The 22,221-nt window shown below is 72.4% G+C and carries 19 protein-coding genes; 8 read left to right on the top strand and 11 right to left on the bottom strand.

The genetic code is table 11. The features are described from left to right. Nucleotides 1-102: 102 nt before the first annotated feature. Complete coding sequence (locus ACIGYR_RS34890) at nucleotides 103-234, top strand: hypothetical protein (protein ID WP_399607694.1); 132 nt, start codon at nucleotides 103-105, stop codon at nucleotides 232-234. Nucleotides 235-347: 113 nt separating this feature from the next. Further along, on the top strand, nucleotides 348-1,577 hold the full coding sequence (locus ACIGYR_RS34885; RefSeq protein ID WP_399607691.1) for a trypsin-like serine peptidase: 1,230 nt from the start codon (nucleotides 348-350) through the stop codon (nucleotides 1,575-1,577). 113 nt (nucleotides 1,578-1,690) lie between these two features. On the opposite strand, the gene hflX is transcribed toward ACIGYR_RS34885, so the two are convergent. From hflX to miaA, 6 genes are all read right to left on the bottom strand, one after another. Next, nucleotides 1,691-3,184: a GTPase HflX gene (gene hflX, locus ACIGYR_RS34880; RefSeq protein ID WP_399607689.1), complete on the bottom strand. Its 1,494-nt coding sequence runs from the start codon at nucleotides 3,182-3,184 to the stop codon at nucleotides 1,691-1,693. A 159-nt stretch (nucleotides 3,185-3,343) separates the two neighbouring features. Next, nucleotides 3,344-4,972: a M1 family metallopeptidase gene (locus tag ACIGYR_RS34875; protein ID WP_399607685.1), complete on the bottom strand. Its 1,629-nt coding sequence runs from the start codon at nucleotides 4,970-4,972 to the stop codon at nucleotides 3,344-3,346. A gap of 82 nt (nucleotides 4,973-5,054) precedes the next feature. Next, the gene (locus tag ACIGYR_RS34870) at nucleotides 5,055-7,505 is read right to left on the bottom strand and encodes a RelA/SpoT family protein (protein ID WP_399607682.1); all 2,451 of its coding nucleotides are present in this window, start codon (nucleotides 7,503-7,505) and stop codon (nucleotides 5,055-5,057) included. Nucleotides 7,506-7,960: 455 nt separating this feature from the next. Then, nucleotides 7,961-8,830 carry a diaminopimelate epimerase gene (gene dapF, locus ACIGYR_RS34865; RefSeq protein ID WP_391847449.1) on the bottom strand — a complete coding sequence of 290 codons (870 nt, stop codon included), beginning with the start codon at nucleotides 8,828-8,830 and terminating at the stop codon, nucleotides 7,961-7,963. A 121-nt stretch (nucleotides 8,831-8,951) separates the two neighbouring features. After that, entirely contained in the window at nucleotides 8,952-9,431 is a 480-nt protein-coding gene (locus ACIGYR_RS34860) for a hypothetical protein (RefSeq protein ID WP_399607895.1), read from the bottom strand. A gap of 395 nt (nucleotides 9,432-9,826) precedes the next feature. Then, the gene (miaA, locus tag ACIGYR_RS34855) at nucleotides 9,827-10,765 is read right to left on the bottom strand and encodes a tRNA (adenosine(37)-N6)-dimethylallyltransferase MiaA (protein WP_399607679.1); all 939 of its coding nucleotides are present in this window, start codon (nucleotides 10,763-10,765) and stop codon (nucleotides 9,827-9,829) included. 183 nt (nucleotides 10,766-10,948) lie between these two features. Between miaA and ACIGYR_RS34850 the strand changes: the two genes are divergently transcribed. Continuing rightward, complete coding sequence (locus ACIGYR_RS34850; protein WP_399607676.1) at nucleotides 10,949-11,248, top strand: hypothetical protein; 300 nt, start codon at nucleotides 10,949-10,951, stop codon at nucleotides 11,246-11,248. A 24-nt stretch (nucleotides 11,249-11,272) separates the two neighbouring features. Then, the gene (locus ACIGYR_RS34845; protein ID WP_399607674.1) at nucleotides 11,273-11,578 is read left to right on the top strand and encodes an antitoxin; all 306 of its coding nucleotides are present in this window, start codon (nucleotides 11,273-11,275) and stop codon (nucleotides 11,576-11,578) included. 395 nt (nucleotides 11,579-11,973) lie between these two features. Here ACIGYR_RS34845 and ACIGYR_RS34840 read toward each other — a convergent pair whose 3' ends face one another. After that, nucleotides 11,974-12,687: a class III extradiol dioxygenase subunit B-like domain-containing protein gene (locus ACIGYR_RS34840; protein ID WP_399607671.1), complete on the bottom strand. Its 714-nt coding sequence runs from the start codon at nucleotides 12,685-12,687 to the stop codon at nucleotides 11,974-11,976. Between the two features lie 331 nt (nucleotides 12,688-13,018). Further along, complete coding sequence (gene miaB, locus ACIGYR_RS34835) at nucleotides 13,019-14,548, bottom strand: tRNA (N6-isopentenyl adenosine(37)-C2)-methylthiotransferase MiaB (protein WP_399607668.1); 1,530 nt, start codon at nucleotides 14,546-14,548, stop codon at nucleotides 13,019-13,021. 456 nt (nucleotides 14,549-15,004) lie between these two features. Here miaB and ACIGYR_RS34830 point away from each other — a divergent pair, with 456 nt between their 5' ends. Beyond that, on the top strand, nucleotides 15,005-15,526 hold the full coding sequence (locus ACIGYR_RS34830) for a regulator component (protein WP_399607665.1): 522 nt from the start codon (nucleotides 15,005-15,007) through the stop codon (nucleotides 15,524-15,526). Next, nucleotides 15,513-16,676, top strand: a complete 1,164-nt coding sequence (locus ACIGYR_RS34825) for an MAB_1171c family putative transporter (protein ID WP_399607662.1) — start codon at nucleotides 15,513-15,515, stop codon at nucleotides 16,674-16,676. Before ACIGYR_RS34830 ends, ACIGYR_RS34825 begins: the two co-directional genes overlap by 14 nt. Nucleotides 16,677-16,719: 43 nt before the next feature. Here ACIGYR_RS34825 and ACIGYR_RS34820 read toward each other — a convergent pair whose 3' ends face one another. Next, nucleotides 16,720-17,553: an SDR family NAD(P)-dependent oxidoreductase gene (locus ACIGYR_RS34820; RefSeq protein ID WP_399607659.1), complete on the bottom strand. Its 834-nt coding sequence runs from the start codon at nucleotides 17,551-17,553 to the stop codon at nucleotides 16,720-16,722. Between the two features lie 229 nt (nucleotides 17,554-17,782). Here ACIGYR_RS34820 and ACIGYR_RS34815 point away from each other — a divergent pair, with 229 nt between their 5' ends. Then, the gene (locus tag ACIGYR_RS34815) at nucleotides 17,783-19,150 is read left to right on the top strand and encodes a lectin (RefSeq protein WP_399607656.1); all 1,368 of its coding nucleotides are present in this window, start codon (nucleotides 17,783-17,785) and stop codon (nucleotides 19,148-19,150) included. 244 nt (nucleotides 19,151-19,394) lie between these two features. On the opposite strand, the gene ACIGYR_RS34810 is transcribed toward ACIGYR_RS34815, so the two are convergent. After that, nucleotides 19,395-19,940, bottom strand: coding sequence for a DUF1697 domain-containing protein (locus ACIGYR_RS34810; protein WP_399607653.1), 546 nt, complete (start codon nucleotides 19,938-19,940; stop codon nucleotides 19,395-19,397). 315 nt (nucleotides 19,941-20,255) lie between these two features. Here ACIGYR_RS34810 and ACIGYR_RS34805 point away from each other — a divergent pair, with 315 nt between their 5' ends. After that, nucleotides 20,256-21,677: a hypothetical protein gene (locus ACIGYR_RS34805; protein WP_399607650.1), complete on the top strand. Its 1,422-nt coding sequence runs from the start codon at nucleotides 20,256-20,258 to the stop codon at nucleotides 21,675-21,677. 16 nt (nucleotides 21,678-21,693) lie between these two features. Here the strand turns inward: ACIGYR_RS34805 and ACIGYR_RS34800 are convergent, their stop codons facing one another. Further along, a complete protein-coding gene (locus ACIGYR_RS34800; protein ID WP_399607648.1) occupies nucleotides 21,694-22,101 on the bottom strand; it encodes a MazG nucleotide pyrophosphohydrolase domain-containing protein in 408 nt (135 codons plus the stop codon). Nucleotides 22,102-22,221: the final 120 nt, after the last annotated feature.

Here is a 22,221-nt window from a genome sequence, read left to right as displayed (position 1 = left end):
GTGTCGAACGGCGGGTGCGGCGGCGCCCGGCATGGAGCACATGACCGGGTGGTTGGTGACCGTTTCCGTCAGCCGGCTTCCGGGTGAGGCGGCTCTCCAGCCGTGGACGCGCACGTCGTCCAGGCGGTGGGCCGGCTGACCGCACGGCAGACCCTCGCCGCCGACGCCCTGTTCAGGCAGCCTGTGACGGAACCGTTGCCGTCCCGGCAGAACTCCCCCACAGCGACCGCATAGTGTGTGATGCCGTTCCCAGAAGGTCGTGAGACCGGCATGAACCTTCCATGAGTTCACGGCCGGTGTCGGGACCGAAGCGCCGAGTTCCTTTCACAGCAGGGGGAGTCAAGAACATGCGATCCATACGGCCGTCGTTCACCGCTCGGCGAGGGAGGGGCGGTCGCCGCACCTCGACCTCGCTGACGGCGGTCGCCCTCGTCTCGGCTCTGGCGCTGACCGCCACCGCCTGCAACGGCGACGGTGACGACAACGCCAACGGCGACGCGACCGCCACCGCCACCGCGGCGAGCACCGGCGACGGAAAGATCAGGATCCCGGACGACCTCAAGCGGAGGCTCAAGGAGCACGGGATCGACATCGACAAGTGGAAGAACGGCGCCTGGAAGAACTGGAACCACGACGACTGGCTGCGCGAGGCCAACGACTTCATCAACCCGATCATCAAGGGCCTGTGGGACCCGGACCGGATGCGCCACGCCGACGATCCGGACCAGGGCGTCGACGACAACGACATCTCCGGTGACCAGGGCGTGACGGACCCGACGCCGCAGCCGGTGAAGGCGCGGGCGGCCACGCCGCCGTACCACAGCAGTGCGGCCACGTCGGGGAAGCTGCTCTTCGACGCCCCCGACGGCACCATGGTGTGTTCGGCGACGGTCGTGCAGGACCCGGCTCACCCGGGCAAGTCCAACCTCGTCTGGACGGCCGGTCACTGTGTGCACGCGGGCAAGAAGGGCGGCTGGTACCGCAACATCGCCTTCGTGCCGTCGTACAACGACCAGGGCAAGTCGGCGGCCGAGCTGGAGAACGCCAGCCGGTCCGAGATCGCCCCGTACGGGGTGTGGTGGGCCGACGCGGCGAAGACCTCGCAGCAGTGGATCAGCAAGGGCGGTGAGACGGGCGGTGACGGTGCCTCGTACGACTTCGCCGTCATCCATGTGACGCCGGAGCAGGGCAGCGGCGGCAAGTCGCTCGAGGAGACGGTCGGCGGGGCGCTGCCGGTGAACTTCGACGCACCGGCCGTGGCGAAGGTGCAGAACATCACCGCGTCCGGCTACCCGGCGGCGGCGCCGTACGACGGTCAGCTGCTCTACCAGTGCCAGGACAAGCCGGGCCGGCTCTCCATCGAGGAGTCCGACCCGACGATGTACCGGATCGGCTGCACGATGACGGGTGGCTCGTCCGGCGGCGGCTGGGTGGAGACGGGCGCGGACGGCAAGCCCGTGCTCGTGTCCAACACGTCCATCGGCCCGGTGAGCGCGGGCTGGCTGGCCGGCCCCCGGCTGGGTGACGTCGCCAAGGGCGTGTACGAGTCGGTGAGCAGGCAGTTCGCCGGCCGGTGAGCGTGACACCCGGTGGGCATGACGCGGTGGGCATGACGCGGTGGGCATGACGCGGTGGGCATGACGGAGGCCCGTCACCCGAGCCGGGTGGCGGGCCTTCGTGCTGCCGTGGGTCAGCCCGCGGAGACCGGTGCGTAGGGCGCCAGGTCCGCCGCGAGTTCCTCGTGCACCCGGACCTTGAGCAGGGTGCCCTCCGCGGTGTGCTCCTCGGAGATCACCTCGCCCTCGGTGTGGGCGCGGGCGACGAGCTTGCCGTGCGTGTAGGGCACGAGCGCCTCGGTCTCGACCGAGGGGCGGGGCAGCTCGTTGTCGATCAGGGCGAGCAGTTCCTCGATGCCCTGGCCCGTGCGGGCCGAGACGGCGATGGAGCGCTTCTCGATCCTGAGCAGCCGCTGGAGGACGAGCGGGTCGGCCGCGTCCGCCTTGTTGATCACGACGATCTCGGGGACGTCGGTGGCGCCGACGTCCCGGATCACCTCGCGCACCGCGGCGAGCTGCTCTTCCGGGGTGGGGTGCGAGCCGTCCACCACGTGCACGATGAGGTCGGAGTCGCCGACCTCCTCCATGGTGGAGCGGAACGCCTCGACCAGGTGGTGCGGCAGGTGCCGGACGAAGCCGACGGTGTCCGCCAGCGTGTACACCCGGCCGCTCGGGGTCTCCGCCCGGCGGACGGTCGGGTCCAGGGTCGCGAACAGGGCGTTCTCGACCAGGACCCCGGCGCCCGTGAGGCGGTTGAGCAGGGAGGACTTGCCGGCGTTGGTGTAGCCCGCGATGGCGACGGAGGGCACCTTGTTGCGGCGACGCTCCTGGCGCTTGATCTCGCGGCCGGTCTTCATCTCCGCGATCTCCCGGCGCATCTTGGCCATCTTCTCGCGGATCCGTCGCCGGTCCGTCTCGATCTTGGTCTCACCGGGACCACGGGTGGCGAGGCCGCCGCCCTTGCCGCCGCCCATCTGGCGGGACAGCGACTGACCCCAGCCGCGCAGCCGCGGCAGCATGTACTGCATCTGCGCGAGCGCGACCTGCGCCTTGCCCTCTCGGGACTTGGCGTGCTGGGCGAAGATGTCCAGGATGAGGGCCGTACGGTCGATGACCTTGACCTTGACGACGTCCTCCAGCTGGATCAGCTGGCCCGGGCTCAGCTCACCGTCGCAGATCACGGTGTCCGCGCCCGTTTCGACGACGATGTCCCGCAGCTCCAGGGCCTTGCCGGAGCCGATGTAGGTGGCCGCGTCGGGCTTGTCGCGGCGCTGGATGACGCCGTCGAGCACGAGGGCGCCCGCCGTCTCCGCGAGGGCGGCCAGCTCCGCGAGGGAGTTGTCGGCGTCCTGCACGGTGCCGGTGGTCCACACCCCGACGAGCACGACCCGCTCCAGGCGGAGCTGGCGGTACTCGACCTCGGTGACGTCCTCCAGTTCGGTGGACAGACCGACCACGCGGCGCAGGGCCGCGCGCTCGGTGCGGTCGAACTGGTCACCGTCACGCTCGCCGTCGATCTCGTGGCTCCAGGCGACGTCCTCTTCCATCAGGGCATCGGCCCGAAGACCCTCGGGGTAGGCGTGCGCGAGGCGCTTGGTGTCCTGGGAAGGGGAAGAAGAGGAGGTCATTGGATCCTTACGTCGATGAGAGTGCCTTTACGGCGTCGATGCGGCGGTCACCTGGACCGCTCGCCCTGTTCAACGCACGAGTACCCCGGGAGATTCCCGCGTCCCGTGCCCGCGCCGACCCGTAGATGGTCGCACGGTACGGCACGTCTCGTCACCGGGTTATCGCTGGGTGTGGGGCTCGGCCGCCTTGGGCGCTGCCGTCGGCTTCCAGTCCGGGTGGCCAGGCATCGGCGGGGTCTTCTCGCCGTACAGCCACGGCTCCAGGAAGGCGCTGAGGTCGCGGCCGGCGACGGCCGAGGCCAGTCGCACGAAGTCGGCGGTGGTGGCGGTGGTGTCGCGGTGGTCCCGCACCCAGATCCGCTCCATCCGCTCGAAGGCCGGTCGGCCGATCTCCTGGCGCAGGGCGTAGAGCACGAGGGCGGCACCGTCGTAGATGTTGGGGCGGAAGATACTGATCTTCTGGCCGGGGGCCGGTGCCTTGGGCCGGGCGGGCGGGCCGCCGGCCTCGCGCCAGCGGTCGGAGGCGCCGTAGGCGGCCTTCATCCGCCTCTCCATGGGCCGCTGCGCGGTCTCCTCGGCGTACAGGGCCTCGTACCAGGTGGCATGCCCCTCGTTCAGCCAGACGTCGGACCAGCTGCGCGGGGTCACACTGTCGCCGAACCACTGGTGGGACAGCTCGTGCACCATGATCGACTCGGTGTACCACTTGGGATAGGCGGACTCGGTGAACAGCCGCTTCTCGAAGAGCGAGAGCGTCTGTGTCTCCAGTTCGAAGCCCGTGGACGCCTGTGCCATGAGCACGCCATAGGTCTCGAAGGGGTACCGGCCGATCTTGCTCTCCATCCAGGAGAGCTGGTCGGGCGTCTTCGCGAGCCACGGTTCGAGGGCCTTGCGGTCGGCGGCGGGCACGACATCGCGCAGAGGCAGCCCGTGCGGTCCGTCGCGGTGCACCACGGCGGACCGGCCGATGGACACCTGGGCGAGTTCGGTGGCCATGGGGTGCTGAGTGCGGTAGGTCCAGGTGGTGGTGCCGCCGATCCGGTCGACACCGGCGGGCAGGCCGTTGGCGACGGCGGTGTAGCCGTTCGGCGCGGTGATCCGGAAGGTGAACCTCGCCTTGTCGGACGGGTGGTCGTTGCACGGGAACACCAGGTGGGCGGCGTCGGCCTGGTTCGCCATGGCGAGGCCGTCGGAGGTGCGCACCCAGCCGCCCTCCTGGTCCTTGCCGGAGACGGGGTCACTGGTGTGCCGCACGGTGATCCGGGTCCAGTGGCCCCCGGCCAGGGGGTGCTCCGGGGTGACGACCAGGTCGTCGCCCGCGCTGGTGAAGCCGGCGGGACGGCCGTCGACCTCGACCGAGCGTACGGTGCCGTGCGCGAAGTCGAGGTTGACGCGTTGCAGGTCGGCGGTGGTCCGGGCGTTGATGGTGGTGACGGCCTCGAGCGGCTTGTCATTGCTGCCGGGATAGGTGAGGGCCAGGTCGTAGGAGGCGACGTCGTACCCCGGGTTGCCGAGGTACGGGAAGAGCCGGTCGCCGACGCCGAGCGGTTCGGCCGGGGCCGCGGCGGCGACCAGGCAGACGGAGACGGCGGAGGCGAGCAGGGCCACCTTCCGGTGCCGGGAGATCCTGGACCGGACCCGCGCCCGGAACCGGATCCGTTGCGAGGAGGTCCCGGGCCCGAACTGGAGCGGTGAGGACTCGTGCTGCTGGGGGGTCTGCGGGGGCCGGTGCGGGGAGGTCTCGGACCGGGGCCGGGGCCGGGGGCGAGGGCGGGGGGTAAGCGGCATGAACCACCGCTACCAGTACGTGCCCGCCCCACGTCGGCGACGCGCGCCCGGCCCACCCGAACGGGTAAGCCGGACACCGTCGTCAGGAGGCCGGTGCCTGGTGCTGGGCCCTGCTCACGTCGTACACCCCCGCCACGTCCCGCATGGCGCGCATCAGGGCCGGGAGGCGGGCCGCGTCGGGGAGCTGCAGGGTGTAGGTGTGCCGCACCCGCTGCTGGCTGGGCGGTTCGACGGTGGCGGAGACGATCTCGGCGCCCTCCAGGGCGATCGCCTCGGTGAGGTCGGCGAGCAGATGCGGGCGGCCGAACGATTCAGCGATCAGGGTGACCCGGCATTCGGCGGTGTCTCCCCAGCGCACGCCGATCTCCGCGCGTCCTCTGCTCGTCATGTGCGCCACCGCCGAGCACTGCGCGCGGTGCACGGTCACCACTCCCCCACGCACCGCGAACCCGGTGATCTCGTCCGGCGGTACGGGCGTACAGCACCCGGCGAGCCGTACGGCGGCTCCAGGCGGGTCCACGAGGACGTCGGCGCGCCGGGAGCGCGGGGCGGCGGGGGCGCCGTCCGCGGGGCGTGCGGAGGGAGCGCCCGGGGCGTCGGGGCGGGCGGCGGACGCGGCCGTGGGGTGGGCCGCGGCGGCCTCCTCCTCGGTCCGTGCCGAGGCCGCGCGGGGCTCGCCAGCGGCCCCGGCGGGTGTGGTGCGGGCGCCGTCCGGCTCCGCCGCGTCGATACCGCCGCCCCCGGTGCCGCCGCCGGGGTGCGTCGCCAGCCAGCGCTGGATGGCGATGCGGGCGGCCGGCGTGTGGGCGTGCTCCAGCCATTCGCGGGAGGGTTCGGAGGCCGGGTCCTGGCCCATCAGGAGCTGGACCGTGTCGCCGTCGCGCAGGACCGTGCTGAGTGTGGCCAGGCGGCCGTTGACGCGGGCGCCGATGCAGGCGTGCGCGTCCTCGCCGTACTGCGCGTAGGCGGCGTCCACGCACGTGGCACCCTCGGGCAGGCCGAGGGCGCCACCGTCGGGGCGGAAGACGGTGATCTCGCGGTCCTGGGCGAGGTCCTCGCGCAGGGTGGACCAGAAGGTGTCGGGGTCGGGGGCGGCCTGCTGCCAGTCGAGGAGGCGGGAGAGCCAGCCGGGCCGGGTGGGGTCGGCACGCTCGCCGTCGGCACGGTCACCGTCGGAGCGCTCGCCGTCGGCCCGGGCGCCGGCTGTGTCGAGGCCGGACGTGGCGGCGCCGGAAGCGGAGGCTGCGGACCTGGAGGCTCCGGGCGCGGTGGCTGCGGACACCGAGGCTGCGGACGCGAGGGTTTCGGACGCGGGCGCGTACGGGTTGCCGAGGGCCACGACACCGGCCTCGGCGACCTTGTGCATCTGGTGGGTGCGGATGAGGACCTCGACGACCTGGGCGGCGATCGGGGTCCCCCGGGAAGAGTCGGTTCGAGCCTGGGGGAGGGCGACGGCGGTGTGCAGGGACTGGTAGAGGTTGAACTTCGGTACGGCGATGAAGTCCTTGAACTCCGAGACCACCGGCGTCATGCACGTGTGCAGTTCACCGAGGACGGCGTAACAGTCCGCGTCCTCGTTCACCAGCACCAGCAGGCGGCCGAAGTCGGTGCCGCGCAGCCGTCCGCGCTTGCGGGCCACACGATGGACGGAGACGAAGTGCCGGGGGCGGATGAGGACTTCGGCGGGGATGTCGGCCTCGCGCAGCACTCGGCGCATCTCGTCGGCGACCTCGGCGAGCGGGTCGCCGGGGCGGGCGGCGTTCTCCGCGATGAGCTCGCGGGTGTGTTCGTACTCCTCGGGGTGGAGGATGGCGAAGACCAGGTCCTCCAGCTCGGTCTTGAGCGCCTGCACGCCGAGGCGTTCGGCGAGCGGGATGAGGACGTCACGGGTGACCTTGGCGATCCGCGCCTGCTTCTCGGGGCGCATCACGCCGAGGGTGCGCATGTTGTGCAGGCGGTCGGCGAGTTTGATCGACATCACGCGCACGTCGTTGCCGGTGGCGACGAGCATCTTGCGGAAGGTCTCCGGCTCGGCGGCGGCTCCGTAGTCGACCTTCTCCAGTTTCGTGACGCCGTCGACCAGATAACGAACCTCCTCGCCGAACTGTTCCCGCACCTGATCCAGCGTCACCTCGGTGTCCTCGACCGTGTCGTGCAGCAACGAGGCCGTCAACGTCGTCGTCTCGGCGCCGAGTTCGGCGAGGATCAGGGTCACGGCGAGCGGGTGCGTGATGTAGGGCTCGCCGCTCTTGCGCATCTGGCCGCGGTGCGAGGACTCCGCCAGGACGTAGGCCCGGCGCAGGGGTTCGAGGTCGGCGTCGGGGTGGTGGGCGCGGTGCGCCTCCACGACGTGGCTGATGGCGTCGGGCAGCTTGCCGCGGGCGGCGGGGCCGAGCAGCGCGGCGCGGCCGAGCCGGCGCAGGTCGATCCGGGGCCGGGACTTTCTACGTGGCGCCGCGGACGCTGTGAGCGCTTGTGGCGCTGCGGGCGCTACCGGGCCAGCCGTCGCAGGATTTGTGGCCTCCGCACTCATGGGCACCTCCGGCTCGTGGACCGGCGGACGGAGCCCAGGGCACACGTGGCTCAGGGATGGCGACGTTCCCCCGTCCGTGCCGGTGCTTGATGCTACCGAGCCCAACACGTGCGACCGACCGCCTCTCGCCGAGCGTGAAACGGATCACCCATTCGAGCGAGGGAATCGATGTTTAGATCTTGCGTCACGTGCCCCGCACTCGCCCGCGGTTTCGAACCGTTCGGTCCTCCGGGACCGCGTCCGCGCCTGCACTGCCTCCGCAACCGCAACCGCAACCGCAACCGCAACGGCCACCGGGCAGGGCGAGCCCGCCGGGCGGAGCGAACCCGCCGGGCGGGGCGAACCCGCCGGGCGGGGCGAACCCGCCGGGCGGGGCGAACCCGGCAGGCCGGGCCGAGCCGCTTAAGTCGACGGCCGAGCCGCGCCGGGCCGCCCAGGTCGACGGCCGAGCCGCGTCAGCCGAGCGCCTGGGCCAGCCAGTCGGCGTCGATCGCGCCTTCGGCGACGATGACGGCGGGTCCGGTCATCTCGATCTCGCCGTCGGGCCGTTCGGTGATGACCAGGCGGCCGCCGGGCACGTCGACGGTGTACGTCGCCGGGGTGCCGGTGACGGCCGGGTCGATGCCGTCCCGGCGGGCGGCGGCCACGGCGACGGCACACGCGCCCGTGCCGCACGAGCGGGTCTCGCCGGAACCGCGCTCGTGCACACGCATGGCGACGTGGCGGGGGCCGCGGTCGACGACGAACTCGACGTTCACGCCCTCCGGGTAGGCGGCCGACGGGCTGACCGGCGGCGCGGCGTACAGGTCGCCGGCGTGGGCCAGGTCGGCCACGAAGGCGACCGCGTGCGGATTGCCCATGTTCACGTTGCGAGCGGGCCAGCTCCGTTCGCCGGCGGTCACCGTGACGTCCCCCTCGGGGAAGCGGGCGCGGCCCATGCCGACGGTGACGTCACCGTTCTTCGCGAGGTGGACGGTCCTCACGCCCGCGCGCGTGGCGATGGCGAGGTCACCTTCGGCCACATGACCCGCGTGCTGGAGGTAGCGCGCGAACACACGCACACCGTTGCCGCACATCTCGGCGACGGAGCCGTCACCGTTGCGGTAGTCCATGAACCACTCGGCCTCACCGGCCATCGCCCGGGCCTCCGGGTGTGCCGCGGACCGCACGACGTGCAGCACGCCGTCGCCACCGATGCCCGCCCGGCGGTCGCACAGGGCGGCTACGGCGGCCGGAGAGAGGTCGAGGGCGTTCTCGGGGTCCGGGACGATCACGAAGTCGTTCTCGGTGCCGTGCCCCTTGAGGAAGGCGATCGGTGTGCTCATTCCTCGATCGTACGGGGCGCTCCGCCTGGGGGCCGAAGGGAGGAGGGGCCGGTGCGGGCGCTGGGCCGGTACCCGGTCGACGGGCTGGGCGCGCGGGTTCGCGCGCCCCTGTCGGGGCGCTTCAGCGCAGCCTTGCCACGCGCCAGACGGCAAGGATGACCACCACGGCCACCAGGACGACGTATCCGAGGACGACGCGCCAGTCGGGGCGGCGGCCCGAACCCCGGGCCGGCAGGCCCGGCCAGGTGTAGCCCACCCTGCGGGCGGCCATCATGCCCCAGCCGGCCGCGCAGGAGCAGATCAGCAGGCCGAGCATGGCGATCACCGCGCCGCTGTCGCCGAAGTCGAAGGCGAGAGGGAAGGCGAACATCAGGGAGCCGACGGCGGCGAGGCCCACGATGGGCGCGAGCTGCCAGATGCGCAGCCGGCGCTGCGGGCGCAGCTCCACCTCGACTTCCGGCCCGCCCGGGTACATCTCCTCCGGCGCCGGACCGTCGGCGGTGACGCCGCCCGCGGTGTCGTCGGGCCCGTCGTCGGCCAGACGATCCCCGGCCAGCGGGTCCTCGGCCAGCGGGTCCTCGGTCGGACCGTCCTCGGTCAGAGTGCCCGGGCCGGTGGGACGGTCTTCGGCCAGGCCGCCGCCCAGCAGGCCGTTCCCGTGCGGACCGTTCGTCTGCGCACTGACCCGCACACCGTTGAGCTGCACACCGTTGGCCTGCGCACCGTTCAGCTGCGGATCGTCCGTCTGAGGGCCGTCACGCAGATCGTCGTGCAGATCCCTCACCCCGGGACGTTCCTCGCCCGGGCGGTCTTCGCTCAGGCCCGGACCGTCACCCTCCGTGGTCAGGTGTTCGGCACTTTGTGCGGTGTCGCGAGGGCCGGCCTCCATCGCCACGCGCCCTCCCAACTAGGCTCCACTTGGTCGATCGAAGCTCGATGATGGCACGGCGCCGAAGGCCGCGATGACCGGCGGCGCATCCCGATGCCATGACGTGATCAGGCTGTGACCGGTCGTTCGACCAACGCCAGGGCCTGGTGCGGAAGTTCCCCGCGGTCCGCGGCGGCCCCACTCAACCAGTGCACCCGGGGATCGCGCCTGAACCATGAATCCTGGCGGCGCGCGAAGCGCTTGGTGGCACGGACGGTCTCGGCCCGCGCTTCCGCTTCGGTGCATTCCCCGGCCAGCGCCGCGAGGACCTGCTGGTAGCCGAGCGCGCGCGACGCCGTGCGCCCCTCGCGCAGGCCCTGCGCCTCCAGCGTGCGCACCTCGTCCACGAGGCCCGCCTCCCACATGCGGTCGACGCGGCGCGCGATGCGGTCGTCCAGCTCCGGGCGGGCCACGTCGACACCGATCTGGACGGTGTCGTAGACGGAGTCGTGGCCGGGCAGATTGGCCGTGAAAGGCTGGCCGGTGATCTCGATCACTTCCAGCGCCCGGACGATACGGCGGCCGTTGCTCGGCAGGATCGCACGGGCGGCCTCGGGATCGGCGGCGGCCAGCCGGGCGTGCAGCGCGCCCGGGCCGCGCAGCGCCAGCTCCTCCTCCAGCCGGGCCCGGACCTCCGGGTCGGTGCCGGGGAACTCCAGGTTGTCGACGGCCCCACGGACGTACAGGCCGGAGCCGCCGACCAGGATCGGCCAGCGACCCTCGGCGAGCAGTGCGTCGATCCGCGCGCGGGCCAGCTTCTGGTACTCGGCGACCGAGGCGGGGACCGTCACGTCCCAGATGTCCAGCAGGTGGTGCGGGATGCCGCCGCGCTCCTCGGGCGTCAGCTTGGCGGTACCGATGTCCATCCCTCGGTACAGCTGCATGGAGTCGGCGTTGACGACTTCGCCGTCGAGTTGCTGGGCCAGGAAGACGCCGAGATCGGACTTTCCGGCCGCGGTGGGTCCGACGACGGCGATGACTCGGGGGGCGGGGGGTGCACTGCTCACCGCACCAGTCTCGCAAACCTCCAGGCGAGGTCTCGAACGGGTTACGTGACAGCGCGGGTCCCGCGTCGTTGCCCGTGGCGAGGTACCGCCTGCTCGGTTGCGGGAGGCGGTGGCCCGGGCGGCGCAACCGTACGCACCGGGCGACGCGGGAATTCGCCCGCACGAGTACCGTATGGAGTGGATATGGGCGTGTTTGCACGGCTTCTCGGCAGGTCGAAGGCGACTCCGGAGGCGTCGGACGCGGCGGCGCCTGCCGGCACGGAGCCGGGAGGCGCCGAGGCGGAGCAGACGGACCGGACGGAGTCGGCGGAACCGAGGGGAGCCGGGGCGGAGGCTGTGGAGGCGGACGGGGACGGAAGCGAGGACGTGGCCGTACGGTCGGACGCCGGTGCGGACGACGCGTCCGAGGGCACCGGGATCCCCCGGCAGCAGTCTGCCGGGGAGGCCGCCGACAGCGAGGCCGGCGAGGGCGCCCGCAGGTAACTGCCCCGTGAGGGAAGGTGGACCATGGGTCTGATGGACAACATGAAGGCCAAGCTGGGACCGGCCAAGGACAAGGTGTCGGACCTCGCGCGGCAGCACGGGGACAAGGTCCAGCACGGGATCGACAAGGCCGCGAAGGCCGTCGACGAGCGGACCAAGCACAAGTACAGCGACAAGATCCAGGCGGGTACGGGCAAGGCCAAGGAGGCGATGGACCGCCTCGCGCACAAGGATGGTCCGGGGGCGGCGCCCCCCGACCCGATGACCCCTACGCGCCCGGGCGACCCGATGACCCCCACCCGCCCGGAGGGACCGCCTCCGACGTCATGAGCCGGCGCTGTCAGCGGGTTGCCTGGGGCGGCCCCGAGGGTCCCGCGGCGCCTGCCACGGGTTGACCCTGAGGAGGGTCGCGCCCGGCGGCGGTGTCCGGGAAGTCCCCCGGCGGCACAGCGGTGGACGGCCGCGGAGCGATACGGCTCCCGGCCGTCCGCCGTTCTCACCCTCCCCGCCGATATCACCCTCCCCGCCGATATCACCCTCTCCGCCGTGTCCGACGTTTCCAACGTTTCCACGGTGTCCAACGTTTTCGCCGGTTCCGCGCGGGCGCGTGCGGTGGAGAGCGGCTTCGCGAGCGGAGGCGTGGTCGTGGTTTCCCGGCGGAGGGAGCCGCGCCGGTGCGCGGGCGAAGGACCGGCCGGCCGGCGGTGGGCGGTACGGCTCAGCGGTCAGGACCAGGTCGCGACCAGGTAGCCCACGCCGTACGGCGCGTTCTCGTACAGGAGGCTGCCGGTGAGGTTCGCGTGCTCGGCCGCACCGGCCAGGATCTGCCAGGGAGCGCGGCCGGCGGCCTTCAGTTCACGGGCCGGCCCGGGGTCCAGCGCCCGCAGGGCCGCCACGTCCGCCGCACCGAGCGCCCTCGCCACCTCGGCGTCGAAGGGTGCCGCCCGCTCGTCCAGGTACCCCGGTGCCTTCAGCGTGCGGCAGGCGCTGGCGTCTCCCATCACCAGCAGCGCCACCCGTCCGGCCCGGCCGGCGAGTTCCCGCCCGGTCTCGGCGCACCGCTCCGGCTCCAGGGTTTCCGCGATGCCGAGTCCCTCGATGGGGGCGTCGGCCCAGCCGGTCCGCTCCAGCAGCCAGGCGCCGACGGCCAGCGAGGTCGGCAGCTCACGCTCCGGGACGGGGTGGGTGGTGGCCCCCAGGCGGACGTCCAGGTCGACCCCGAAGCCGCGGAAGGTGCCCGGCGCCCCCTGCGGGTACGGGCCGAGCGCGTCCTGCCCGGCCGTGCCGACGACCACCAGCAGGTCGGGGCGGGCGGCGGCGAGCACGCCGAGCGCGTCCGAGCAGGCCGCGCGCGCGGCGTCCAGTTCGGGTGCGGCGCCCGCGGCGACCTCGGGCACGAGCAGCGGCGGGCAGGGGCAGACTGCGGCGGCGACAAGCATGATCGGCAGCGTAACGCGGCGAGCAGGCGGCGTGTCACGCCTCGCTCAGCAGGTCCGTCGGCCGGCCACCGCCAAGCCGATCACCGCGGCCCCCGGGGCCCCTGTTGCACCCGATGCCCGTGTTACACCCGATGCCCGTGTTGCCGCCGGGACCCGTGTTGCCGCCGGGGCCCGTGTCGCCCGGGCCCGTGTCGCCCGGGGCCATGATGCCCCGGCCCCGTGTCGTCCCGGGCCCGTGTCGCCCCCACGTCCCGTGCGGTCCCCCGGGCCCCGCCCGACATCGGGGCCCGCCGGACAGCGGGGCCCGCCGGAACGCGGCCGGCCGGGGACCTCAGTCGCAGCCGCAGCCGCTCCCCGTGGCGACCGGCAGCGGCTCCGGCACCCCGATCTTCGGCAGGCCGAGCATGACGCCCGCGGGCTTGGCGGCCTCCGTGGCGTTGCGCTTCTCCCAGGCGTCCCCCGCGCGCGTGCGGCGCACACCGAGGACGGGTCCCTCGGCGAGGAGGTGGTGCGGGGCGGCGTAGGTGATCTCGACGGTGACGACGTCGCCCGGGCGGACCTCCTCGTCCGGCTTGGTGAAGTGGACGAGGCGGTTGTCGGGGGCGCGGCCGGAGAGACGGTGGGTGGCGCCGTCCTTGCGGCCCTCACCCTCGGCGACCATCAGCTCCAGCGTGCGGCCGACCTGCTTCTTGTTCTCCTCCCAGGAGATCTCCTCCTGGAGGGCGACGAGCCGCTCGTAGCGCGCCTGGACGACCTCCTTGGGGATCTGGTTCTCCATGGTCGCGGCGGGGGTGCCGGGGCGCTTGGAGTACTGGAAGGTGAACGCCTGGGCGAACCGGGCCTCGCGGACGACGTGCAGCGTCTGCTCGAAGTCCTCCTCGGTCTCGCCGGGGAAGCCCACGATGATGTCGGTGGTGATCGCGGCGTGCGGGATGGCCGCCCGCACCTTTTCGATGATTCCCAGGTACCGCTCCTGGCGGTAGGAGCGGCGCATCGCCTTCAGCACGGTGTCCGAGCCGGACTGGAGCGGCATGTGCAGCTGCGGCATCGCGTTCGGCGTCTCGGCCATGGCCTCGATCACGTCGTCCGTGAAGTCACGCGGGTGCGGGGAGGTGAACCGGACGCGCTCCAGGCCCTCGATGTTCCCGCAGGCCCGCAGCAGCTTGCTGAACGCCTCGCGGTCGCCGATGTCGGAGCCGTAGGCGTTGACGTTCTGGCCGAGCAGCGTGATCTCCGAGACGCCCTCGCCGACCAGGGCCTCGATCTCGGCGAGGATGTCGCCGGGGCGGCGGTCCTTCTCCTTGCCGCGCAGAGCCGGGACGATACAGAAGGTGCAGGTGTTGTTGCAGCCGACGGAGATCGACACCCAGGCCGCGTAGGCGCTCTCGCGGCGGGTGGGCAGCGTGGAGGGGAACGCCTCCAGGGACTCGGCGATCTCGACCTGCGCCTCCTCCTGGACGCGGGCGCGCTCCAGCAGGACGGGCAGCTTGCCGATGTTGTGCGTGCCGAAGACGACGTCCACCCAGGGCGCCTTCTTCACGATGGTGTCCCGGTCCTTCTGCGCCAGACAGCCGCCGACCGCGATCTGCATACCGGGGCGGGACACCTTCCTCGGCGCGAGCCGGCCGAGGTTGCCGTACAGCCGGTTGTCGGCGTTCTCCCGGACCGCGCAGGTGTTGAAGACGACGACGTCCGCGTCCCCGTCCGACCCCTCGGGGGCCCGCACATATCCGGCCTCTTCGAGCAGCCCGGCCAATCGCTCGGAATCGTGGACGTTCATCTGGCACCCGTAGGTGCGGATCTCGTAACTCTTGGGGGTGGGAACGTCCACTGCCGGGCTCCGGTCGCTGCTGCTGGTCATGCGTTCAAGGGTAGGCGGTCAGCGGAGACGCGTGGTGCGGCGCTTGTCCCGCCGGCCGGCCGGCCGCCGCGACGGGCAGGGGCGATGACGGGCCGCCCGCCATGCCCTGTGACTGCCGTCACAGGGAAGGTGATCCGCTCGCGGTGTGCCCGCCGTCTCGCCGACCGCGCCGGGCAGGAGAAGGTTTTCGCCAAACGGCGTCCGAAAGGGCCGGCAGACGTGTGCAAGAGGGCGGACGACCTGCTTAGGTGGGGCCACGTCCTACTCGGCCATCTCCGCGTACCGGCAGAGCAATTCGGGGTCACACCGGGCTGCTTCACCGACGAGGAGGTCTGCGAGCGAGTGGGACGCCAGACGGAGCGCGCCGTCGTGAACGCCCTGTCCGACGCGACGGAGACGGAAAGACGCCCCAGCCGTTCCGGCCGGTGAGAACAGCGAGCGGTGGTGACACGAGGGGTGAGGAGAACGAGCGAGTACGCCGCGCTGCGGCGCCGATGTACCGCGATCCTGCGTGATCTAGGGGTGCAACGGTCGCTTTCCCTGGACGCGCTCCGCGCGCGGGTGGAGGAGCTGAGAGGGCGCCCGCTCGTGCTGCGAGAACTGCCCGAGGAGGCGGCGGACATCGGGGCGTGCGGGCTCTGGCTGGGCACCGACGATGCCGACTACGTCTTCTACGAGGCCCGGACCGCGGCGCTGCACCGCGAACACATCATCCTCCACGAGATCGGTCATGTGCTGTGCGACCACCATCGGACCCTCGCGGACGGCGATGACCGGTTGGCCGGTCGGCTCCTGGACGATCCGCAGCCGCATCTCGTCAGGCGGCTGAGGGCCAGGACCAGTTACACGACCACCGAGGAACAAGAAGCCGAGATGATCGCCAGCCTGATACAGAGCGCCGGGAAGACCGGCCGGGTGGCCGGCCCCCTGGGCCGCCTCGGCGCGTACCTGGGAGTGACGGCCGATGCCGGTGAGTGAGCTGGCCGCCCGGGTCGGACTCGCCAGCGTCTTCGCCCTGTGGTTCGCCCTCGTCTGGCGGGCGCGGCCCGCACTGCGTGAGCCCCGGCTGCGCGGGCTGTGGGTGACCGTGCTGGCGGCGACCACCGCCATCACCCTCTTCCAGCCCAGGATCGTCACCGGGCTCACGTCCGCCGGCGTCCACGTCCACACGGTGTCCCTCGCCCGCAACCTGATCGGTGTCCTCAGCGCGGGACTGGTCCTTCTCTTCGTGATCGACGCACGGCGCGACCCGCGCCTGCGCCGCTCCGTGGCGGTGGGCCTGACGGCGTCCCTGGTGTCATTGCTCGTTCTGGATCTGCTGCGCGCCGGTCCCTCGCCCGAGCCGGCGGTGGCCGCTCAGCAGCCCGCTTCCGCCGCGGCCGCCTACTGGTTGATCCTCGTCGTCGCCCACATCCTCGGGGACGCCGTCGCCCTCGTGGTCTGCTGGCGGTACAGCCTGCGCACGACGGAGCGTGATCTCGTCTGGTCGCTGCGGCTGTTCGCGGCGGGCAGCGTCCTCGCCCTCGTCTTCTGGGGCGGTTACCTCTTCGACCTCTACGGCCTCACCCCGGGCCTGCTCCCCTACCTGTCCGTGATCATGGGGGTGCACGGCTTCCTGCGGGCGGCCTCCCTGCTGGTCCCCACCGCGACCGCCCTGGCCCGGGCGGCCACCGCGCTGCGGACCACCTGGCGGCTGTGGCCGCTGTGGCGGGACCTGGTGACGGCGGTGCCCCATGTGGCCCTCGCCGACCCCCGGCGGACCCGGCTCCAGGAGGTGCTGTGGCCGCGCTGCCCGCCGGCCCTCCAGGCGCACCGGCAGACCATCGAGACGTACGACGCGCTGCTCACGCTCCAGCCGTACGTCCAGCCGGACGCCTACGAGAAGGCGCACCGGCATGCGCGGCAGGCGGGGATACGGGAGGACCGTCTCGCGTCCGCCGCGCTCGCCGGTGTCGTCGGCCAGGCGCGCCGGGCGGTGCTCGGCGGCGTGCCACCGTCCGACCCGCACCCCCTGCCCGGGGTGGTGCACGGCAGTCCCGAGACGCTGCTGGGAATCGCCCGGATGTGGGGCGCCATGACCGACGCGCTTCCCTGCCGGGACCGGACCTCTCCGGCACAGCAGCCCTGAAGGGCCCCGGGCCGCCCGCACCGCGTGCCGGTGCGGGCCGCACTCACCCGGGGACGTCGGTGGCCTCCGCGCCGCGTGACGCGATGCGGTAGTCGAAGGCGAGCGTCCCGGGGTCGAGGGCCGTCGTCCCGCCGTCCACGGTGAGCACCGCTCCGTTGACGTACGACGCCGCCGGGGACAGCAGCCAGCCGATCGCCTCGGCGACCTCGCGCGGCTCACCCGCACGTCCTTGGGGCAGCAGCCTGGTCGCCTCCTCGTAGGCGGCCTCCATCCCGCCGCCCGGCAGCCCGGCCTCCTCGGCGAAACGGGTCATGCGCCGGTCGGCCATCTCGGTGCGCACCCAGCCGGGGCAGACGATGTTGGCCCGCACGCCCTGACGCCCGTAGTCGACGGCGACGGAACGGCACAGCTGGAGGAGGGCCGCCTTGGACGTGGCGTACGGGGCGTTGCTCGTGCCGTTGCGCAGTGCGGACACCGAGGCGACGGCGACCACCGCCCCCTTGGACTCCAGCAGGTGCGGGATCGCGGCGCGCAGCAGGAGAAGCGGACCGGTGACATTGGTGCGCATCACCTCGTCCCAGTCCCGCAGCGACATGTCGCCGACGGCTCCGCCGCGCCCGATGCCCGCGTTCAGCACCACTCCGTCGAGCCGTCCGTAGGCGTCCAGGGCCGCCCGGACGAGGCCCTCGGCCGCGTCGGGGTCCTTGACGTCGGACGGGTGTGCCAGCGCCCCCGTCTCCCGCGCGAGGCGCTCCAGGGGCTCGGCCCGTCGGCCGGAGACGACCACATGGTGCCCCTCCTCGGCCAGCATCCGGGCCGTGGCCTGCCCGATGCCCGAGCCTCCGCCGGTCACGACGACAACGCGCTTGTCCTCCACTGCTGTTCAGGCTCCTTCACCAAGACCGATCGAGATCGTCGAACGCGTCCGAGCTTAGAACCCGCCGTTCCGTCGGTGGCGACTTCCAGCCAGCGTCCGCCTGGCCCGGTATGGCGCGGTGTGCCCCTCTCCCCCCTTCCCTCACTTCTTACTTCACACCTTGACGTAAGTGGTCTGGACCTCTAGTTTCACCGGGCGACCCCACCCCCACGAAAGGGTGTCCCCCAACATGCCCCGAACCAAGTCCCTTTCCGCGTCCACCGCGCTCGCGGTCACCGCTCTCACCTTGTCCGCCGGCCTGTTCGCGGCGTCCCCCGCCCAGGCGGCGACCGGCGCCGTCACCGGTCTGGCCGGCAAGTGTCTCGACGTCGCCGGGGCAGCCTCCGCCGACGGCACGCCCGTTCAGCTCTACGACTGCAACGGCACGAGCGCCCAGCAGTGGACCGTCGGCAGCGACGGCACCCTCCGGGCCCTCGGCAAGTGCCTCGACGTGTCCGGGAACTCAACCGCCGACGGCGCCAAGGTGCAGCTGTGGAGCTGCACCGGCGGCGCGAACCAGAAGTGGACCGTCACCGCCGCCCACGACATCGTCAACCCGCAGGCGAACAAGTGCCTGGACGTCACCGACAACAACTCCGCCAACGGCACCCGGATACAGATCTGGAGCTGCGGCGGCGGCGCCAACCAGAAGTGGAACGCGCCCACCGCCGGCGGCGGCACACCCGCCGCGCCCATGGCGGTGGCGCCGTACCTGTACAACGGCTGGGGCAGCCCGCCCAACCCGAGCACCATCACCCAGGCCACCGGCGTGAAGTGGTTCACGCTCGCCTTCGTGCTGAGCAACGGCTACTGCAACCCGCAGTGGGACGGCAGCCGTCCGCTGACCGGCGGCGTGGACCAGCAGACGGTCAACACCGTGCGGGCGAACGGCGGTGACGTCATCCCGTCCTTCGGCGGTTACAGCGGCAACAAGCTGGAGAGCTCCTGCTCCAGCGCCGGGGAACTCGCCGCCGCCTACCAGAAGGTCGTCAACGCCTACGGCCTGAAGGCGATCGACATCGACCTGGAGGCCGACGCCTACAGCAACGGGACCGTCCAGCAGCGCACGGTCGACGCGCTGAAGACCGTCAAGGCCAACAACCCCGGTCTGAAGGTGTACATCACCATCGGCACCGGGCAGAGCGGCCCCGACACCGGGCTCATCAACCGGGCCGCCGCCTCCGGACTGAGCGTCGACGCCTGGGCCATCATGCCGTTCGACTTCGGCGGCGCCGGCCAGAACATGGGCGATCTGACGGTGAAGGCGGCCGAGGGTCTGAAGACCGCGCTGAAGAACGCCTATCACTACAGCGACGACCAGGCGTACCGGGACATGGGCATCTCGTCCATGAACGGCATCACCGACCAGAACGAGACCGTCACGGTGGCCGACTTCCGCACCATCCTCGCCTACGCCCAGCAGCACCACCTGGCGCGGCTGACCTTCTGGTCCGCCAACCGGGACCGTCCCTGCACGGGCGGGCCCGCCGACAGCTGCTCCGGCGTGAGCCAGTCCGACTGGGACTACACGCGCGTCTTCGCCTCCTACACCGGCTGACCGGAGCCGCCGCCGTCCCGCGACGGGCCGCCGCCCCACGACGGGCCGGCCTCCGCCACGACACCCTCCGCCGGCGCCGGGATCCCGACGTCGGCGGAGGCCGTTCCCGGCAAGGCCACGAACGGGCGACGCCCGCGACGTTCAGCAGCCCGCCGGCCCGGCGGCCCAGCCGCCCGGCGCGGCCCCCGGCCGCCGGGGCGAATCGCGACGGGTGCGGGTCCCGGGCGAGCCTCCGGGCCGTACGTCAGTCGGCGGTGGCCAGCGCGTGCAGGGCGCCCACCGTCCTCCAGTTGCGGGTGGTGGCCGGGATGCCGAGGCGGCGCTCGATGAAGGCGTTGTTGAGCTTGGTCCTGCCGTACCCGTCGGGGACGTGCAGGTGGATCTCGTCGCCGGCCAGCGTGAACACCGCGGTCTCGCCGGCCGGCACCTCCAGACGGGCGGCCTGCTCGGCGGTCGGCTCCTTGGCGAGGAAGGTGACGTACAGCTTGACCGGGTCGTCCTCCCGGCCGAGGTACGGGTTTGCGGCAAGGGTGCGGGCCAGCGAGTCGGCGGAGCGCAGCAGGACCGTGAGGGACACCCCGAGGTCCTCGGCGACCCGCTTCTCGATGCGCACGGCGAGTTCCGCGGGGGTCTGCGGGTCCGGAGCGCTGAACACCACGTTCCCGCTCTGCAGATAGGTCTGGACGGCAGCGAATCCCATGTCGGCGAACAGTCCGCGCAGATCCTTCATGGCGATCTTCGCGTGGCCACCGACATTGATCCCACGCAGCAGCGCGATGTGCTTCGTCATGGCCCCCAACCTCTCACACGGCAATCACGCCGGGGGCTCCTCGCCATACAGCCCCACCCTGCCGCGCAGCGCCGCCCTTGCCAGGCCCGGAAGCCGAGTTCCCCCCAGCCCGCCCGCTGAGGCCATTTCGGCCCCGACTCCCCGTGGTGCAGGTCACGTTGGGTGGTGGCCGGTTTCCATGTGACCCGTGCGCGACTGGTGGCATGCTCATGGCTCGTCAACGAGGTTACCGATCAGTTCTACCCGCGAGTAGATCCGGTCGCGGTACCTCCCTGCCACCCCCCACTCCACACAGGACCCACCTTGCGCACACGCATGAGGCACAGACGTGCCCTGCTGCCCGCCCTCGCCGTGACGACCCTGTTCCTCGCCGCGGCCTGCTCCTCGCCCGCGCCGGAGGCCGCCCGGCAGCCGGCCGCGGGCCAGGGCCGACAGATCCGGGCCGCCGACCGGCCCACCGAGGGCGCGGAACACCCGCTCACCGTCGCCCCCGCTCCCACCGCCGCCGCGACCGCCACGGCGAGCCCGGGCGGCTCCGCGCCACGAGCACACACCTCGACGCTCACCGTCGACTCCTACGACGGCCAGACCCGGCGCGCGGTCATCGCCGACAAGCCGAAGGGAAAGGGGAGTTCACCGCACTCGCCCGCTCCTTCCACGGGCTCCTCCGCCGTACCGCACCGGACCGCCGTGGGCGATGTGATCGCCAGCGCGCCCGCGCCCGGCGCGCCGCACGGACTGCTCGCCAAGGTCACCGAGGTGATCGGCGAGAAGGACGGCGGCACGGAGGTCCAGACGGAACCGGCCACACTCAACGCCCTGCTGGGCGACGACACCGCGCAGGGCGACGTACCGGTCGATCCCTCGTCCTTCGCCGTCGACAAGCTGCTGCCCGATGTGCGGGTGTCCTGGTCGAAGACCGGTGACGTGCACGCCGGCCCCAAGGGCGCGACCGTACCGCTCGGCAGCCTCCGCCTCGACGTCGGCGCCGAAGTGCCCACCGCCGCGGACTCCCCCGCGTCGGCCACCGCCTCCGTGCACGGCTTCGTCCAGGTCGCCCCGCGGGTCGACTTCGCCTACGGCGGCACCGGGAGCGACGCCCCGCCCGGCTCGGCGTACCTCGGTGTGTCCGGCGACTGGACCTCCCGCTGGGCGGTCAAGGGACGGGCCCCGGCGGCCACGGGCACCCCGCTGCGGATCCCGTTCGCCAAACTGCACGCCGACCCCGTCCTCCAGGTCGGCCCCGTCCCTGTCGTGGTCAACCTCGATCTGACCTGCTACTTCCAGATCAGCGCCGACGGCCGGGTCACCGTCGACGTCGAGCAGAGCCTGAAGGGCGATTTCAAGGCGGGCGGCACCTTCGGTCCGGCCAAGGGGTGGACCCCGGTCAGCTCCTCCGACATGACGAGCACCCCGGTGCGGGCCTCCGTCAGCACCGCCGGCAGCGTGCGCACCGCACTCGGCGCCGAGGCCACGGTCGGCCTCTACGGCAGCGTCGGCGTCACCGCCGACCTGGCCCCGTATCTGCGCGGCGAGGCCGCCGGCACCATCACCGCCGCCTCCGACGGCAGCACGCCGAAGGCGGACGGCACCTGGAGCGTCTACGGCGGCGTGGACCTGTCCGGCACCCTGCGCCTGCAGCTGTCCGTCTTCGGCACCCCGGTCGTCCGGCGGAGCATCCCGCTGGGCGCCCTGCACCGGGAGTGGAGACTGGCGGGCGGGAAGCTGTCCTCCTAGCCTCCCGGTACGGGCCTCAGGCCGCGCCGTCCGGTGTCCAGCCCTGGCGGCGCAGCACGGCGGACACGTCCGGCGCCCGGTAGTGCTCCCCCTTGAGCACCTTGCCGTCGTCCCGGCGGGCGATCCACCCGTCCGGGCCGATCTTGCTCATGTTGGCGCGATGGACCTCGGCGATCACCTCGTCGAGGTCGATGCCGTGCACCAGGGCCGTGCCGTAGGCCACGTACACCACGTCGGCCAGCTCGTGCGCGAGCCGGTCCAGCGGGCCCCGCACCGCGACCTCGGCCACCTCGGCGGCCTCCTCGGCGAGCAGGTCGCCGCGGTGGGCGGCCAGTTCGGGGGCCACCTCGGTCGGCGTGCTGCGGGCGTCGAGGCCGAAGGCGCGGTGGAACTCATGCACGAGGCGGGCGGGCGAAGTGCTCATGCGGCGACTCTAACGGCCGCCACTGACAACGCCCGCCGACCGCGGTCCGTCCTGGAGTGACCCTGGCCGCAGTCGGTCCCGGAGTGTCCCCGGCCCTGGTCAGCGTCGCGCCCCGCCTGG

Origin of the sequence: Streptomyces sp. NPDC053076 (genome assembly GCF_044546845.1) — a bacterium.
In the GTDB taxonomy this organism is placed as follows: domain Bacteria; phylum Actinomycetota; class Actinomycetes; order Streptomycetales; family Streptomycetaceae; genus Streptomyces.
This window is presented reverse-complemented; position numbering and strand designations above follow the sequence as displayed.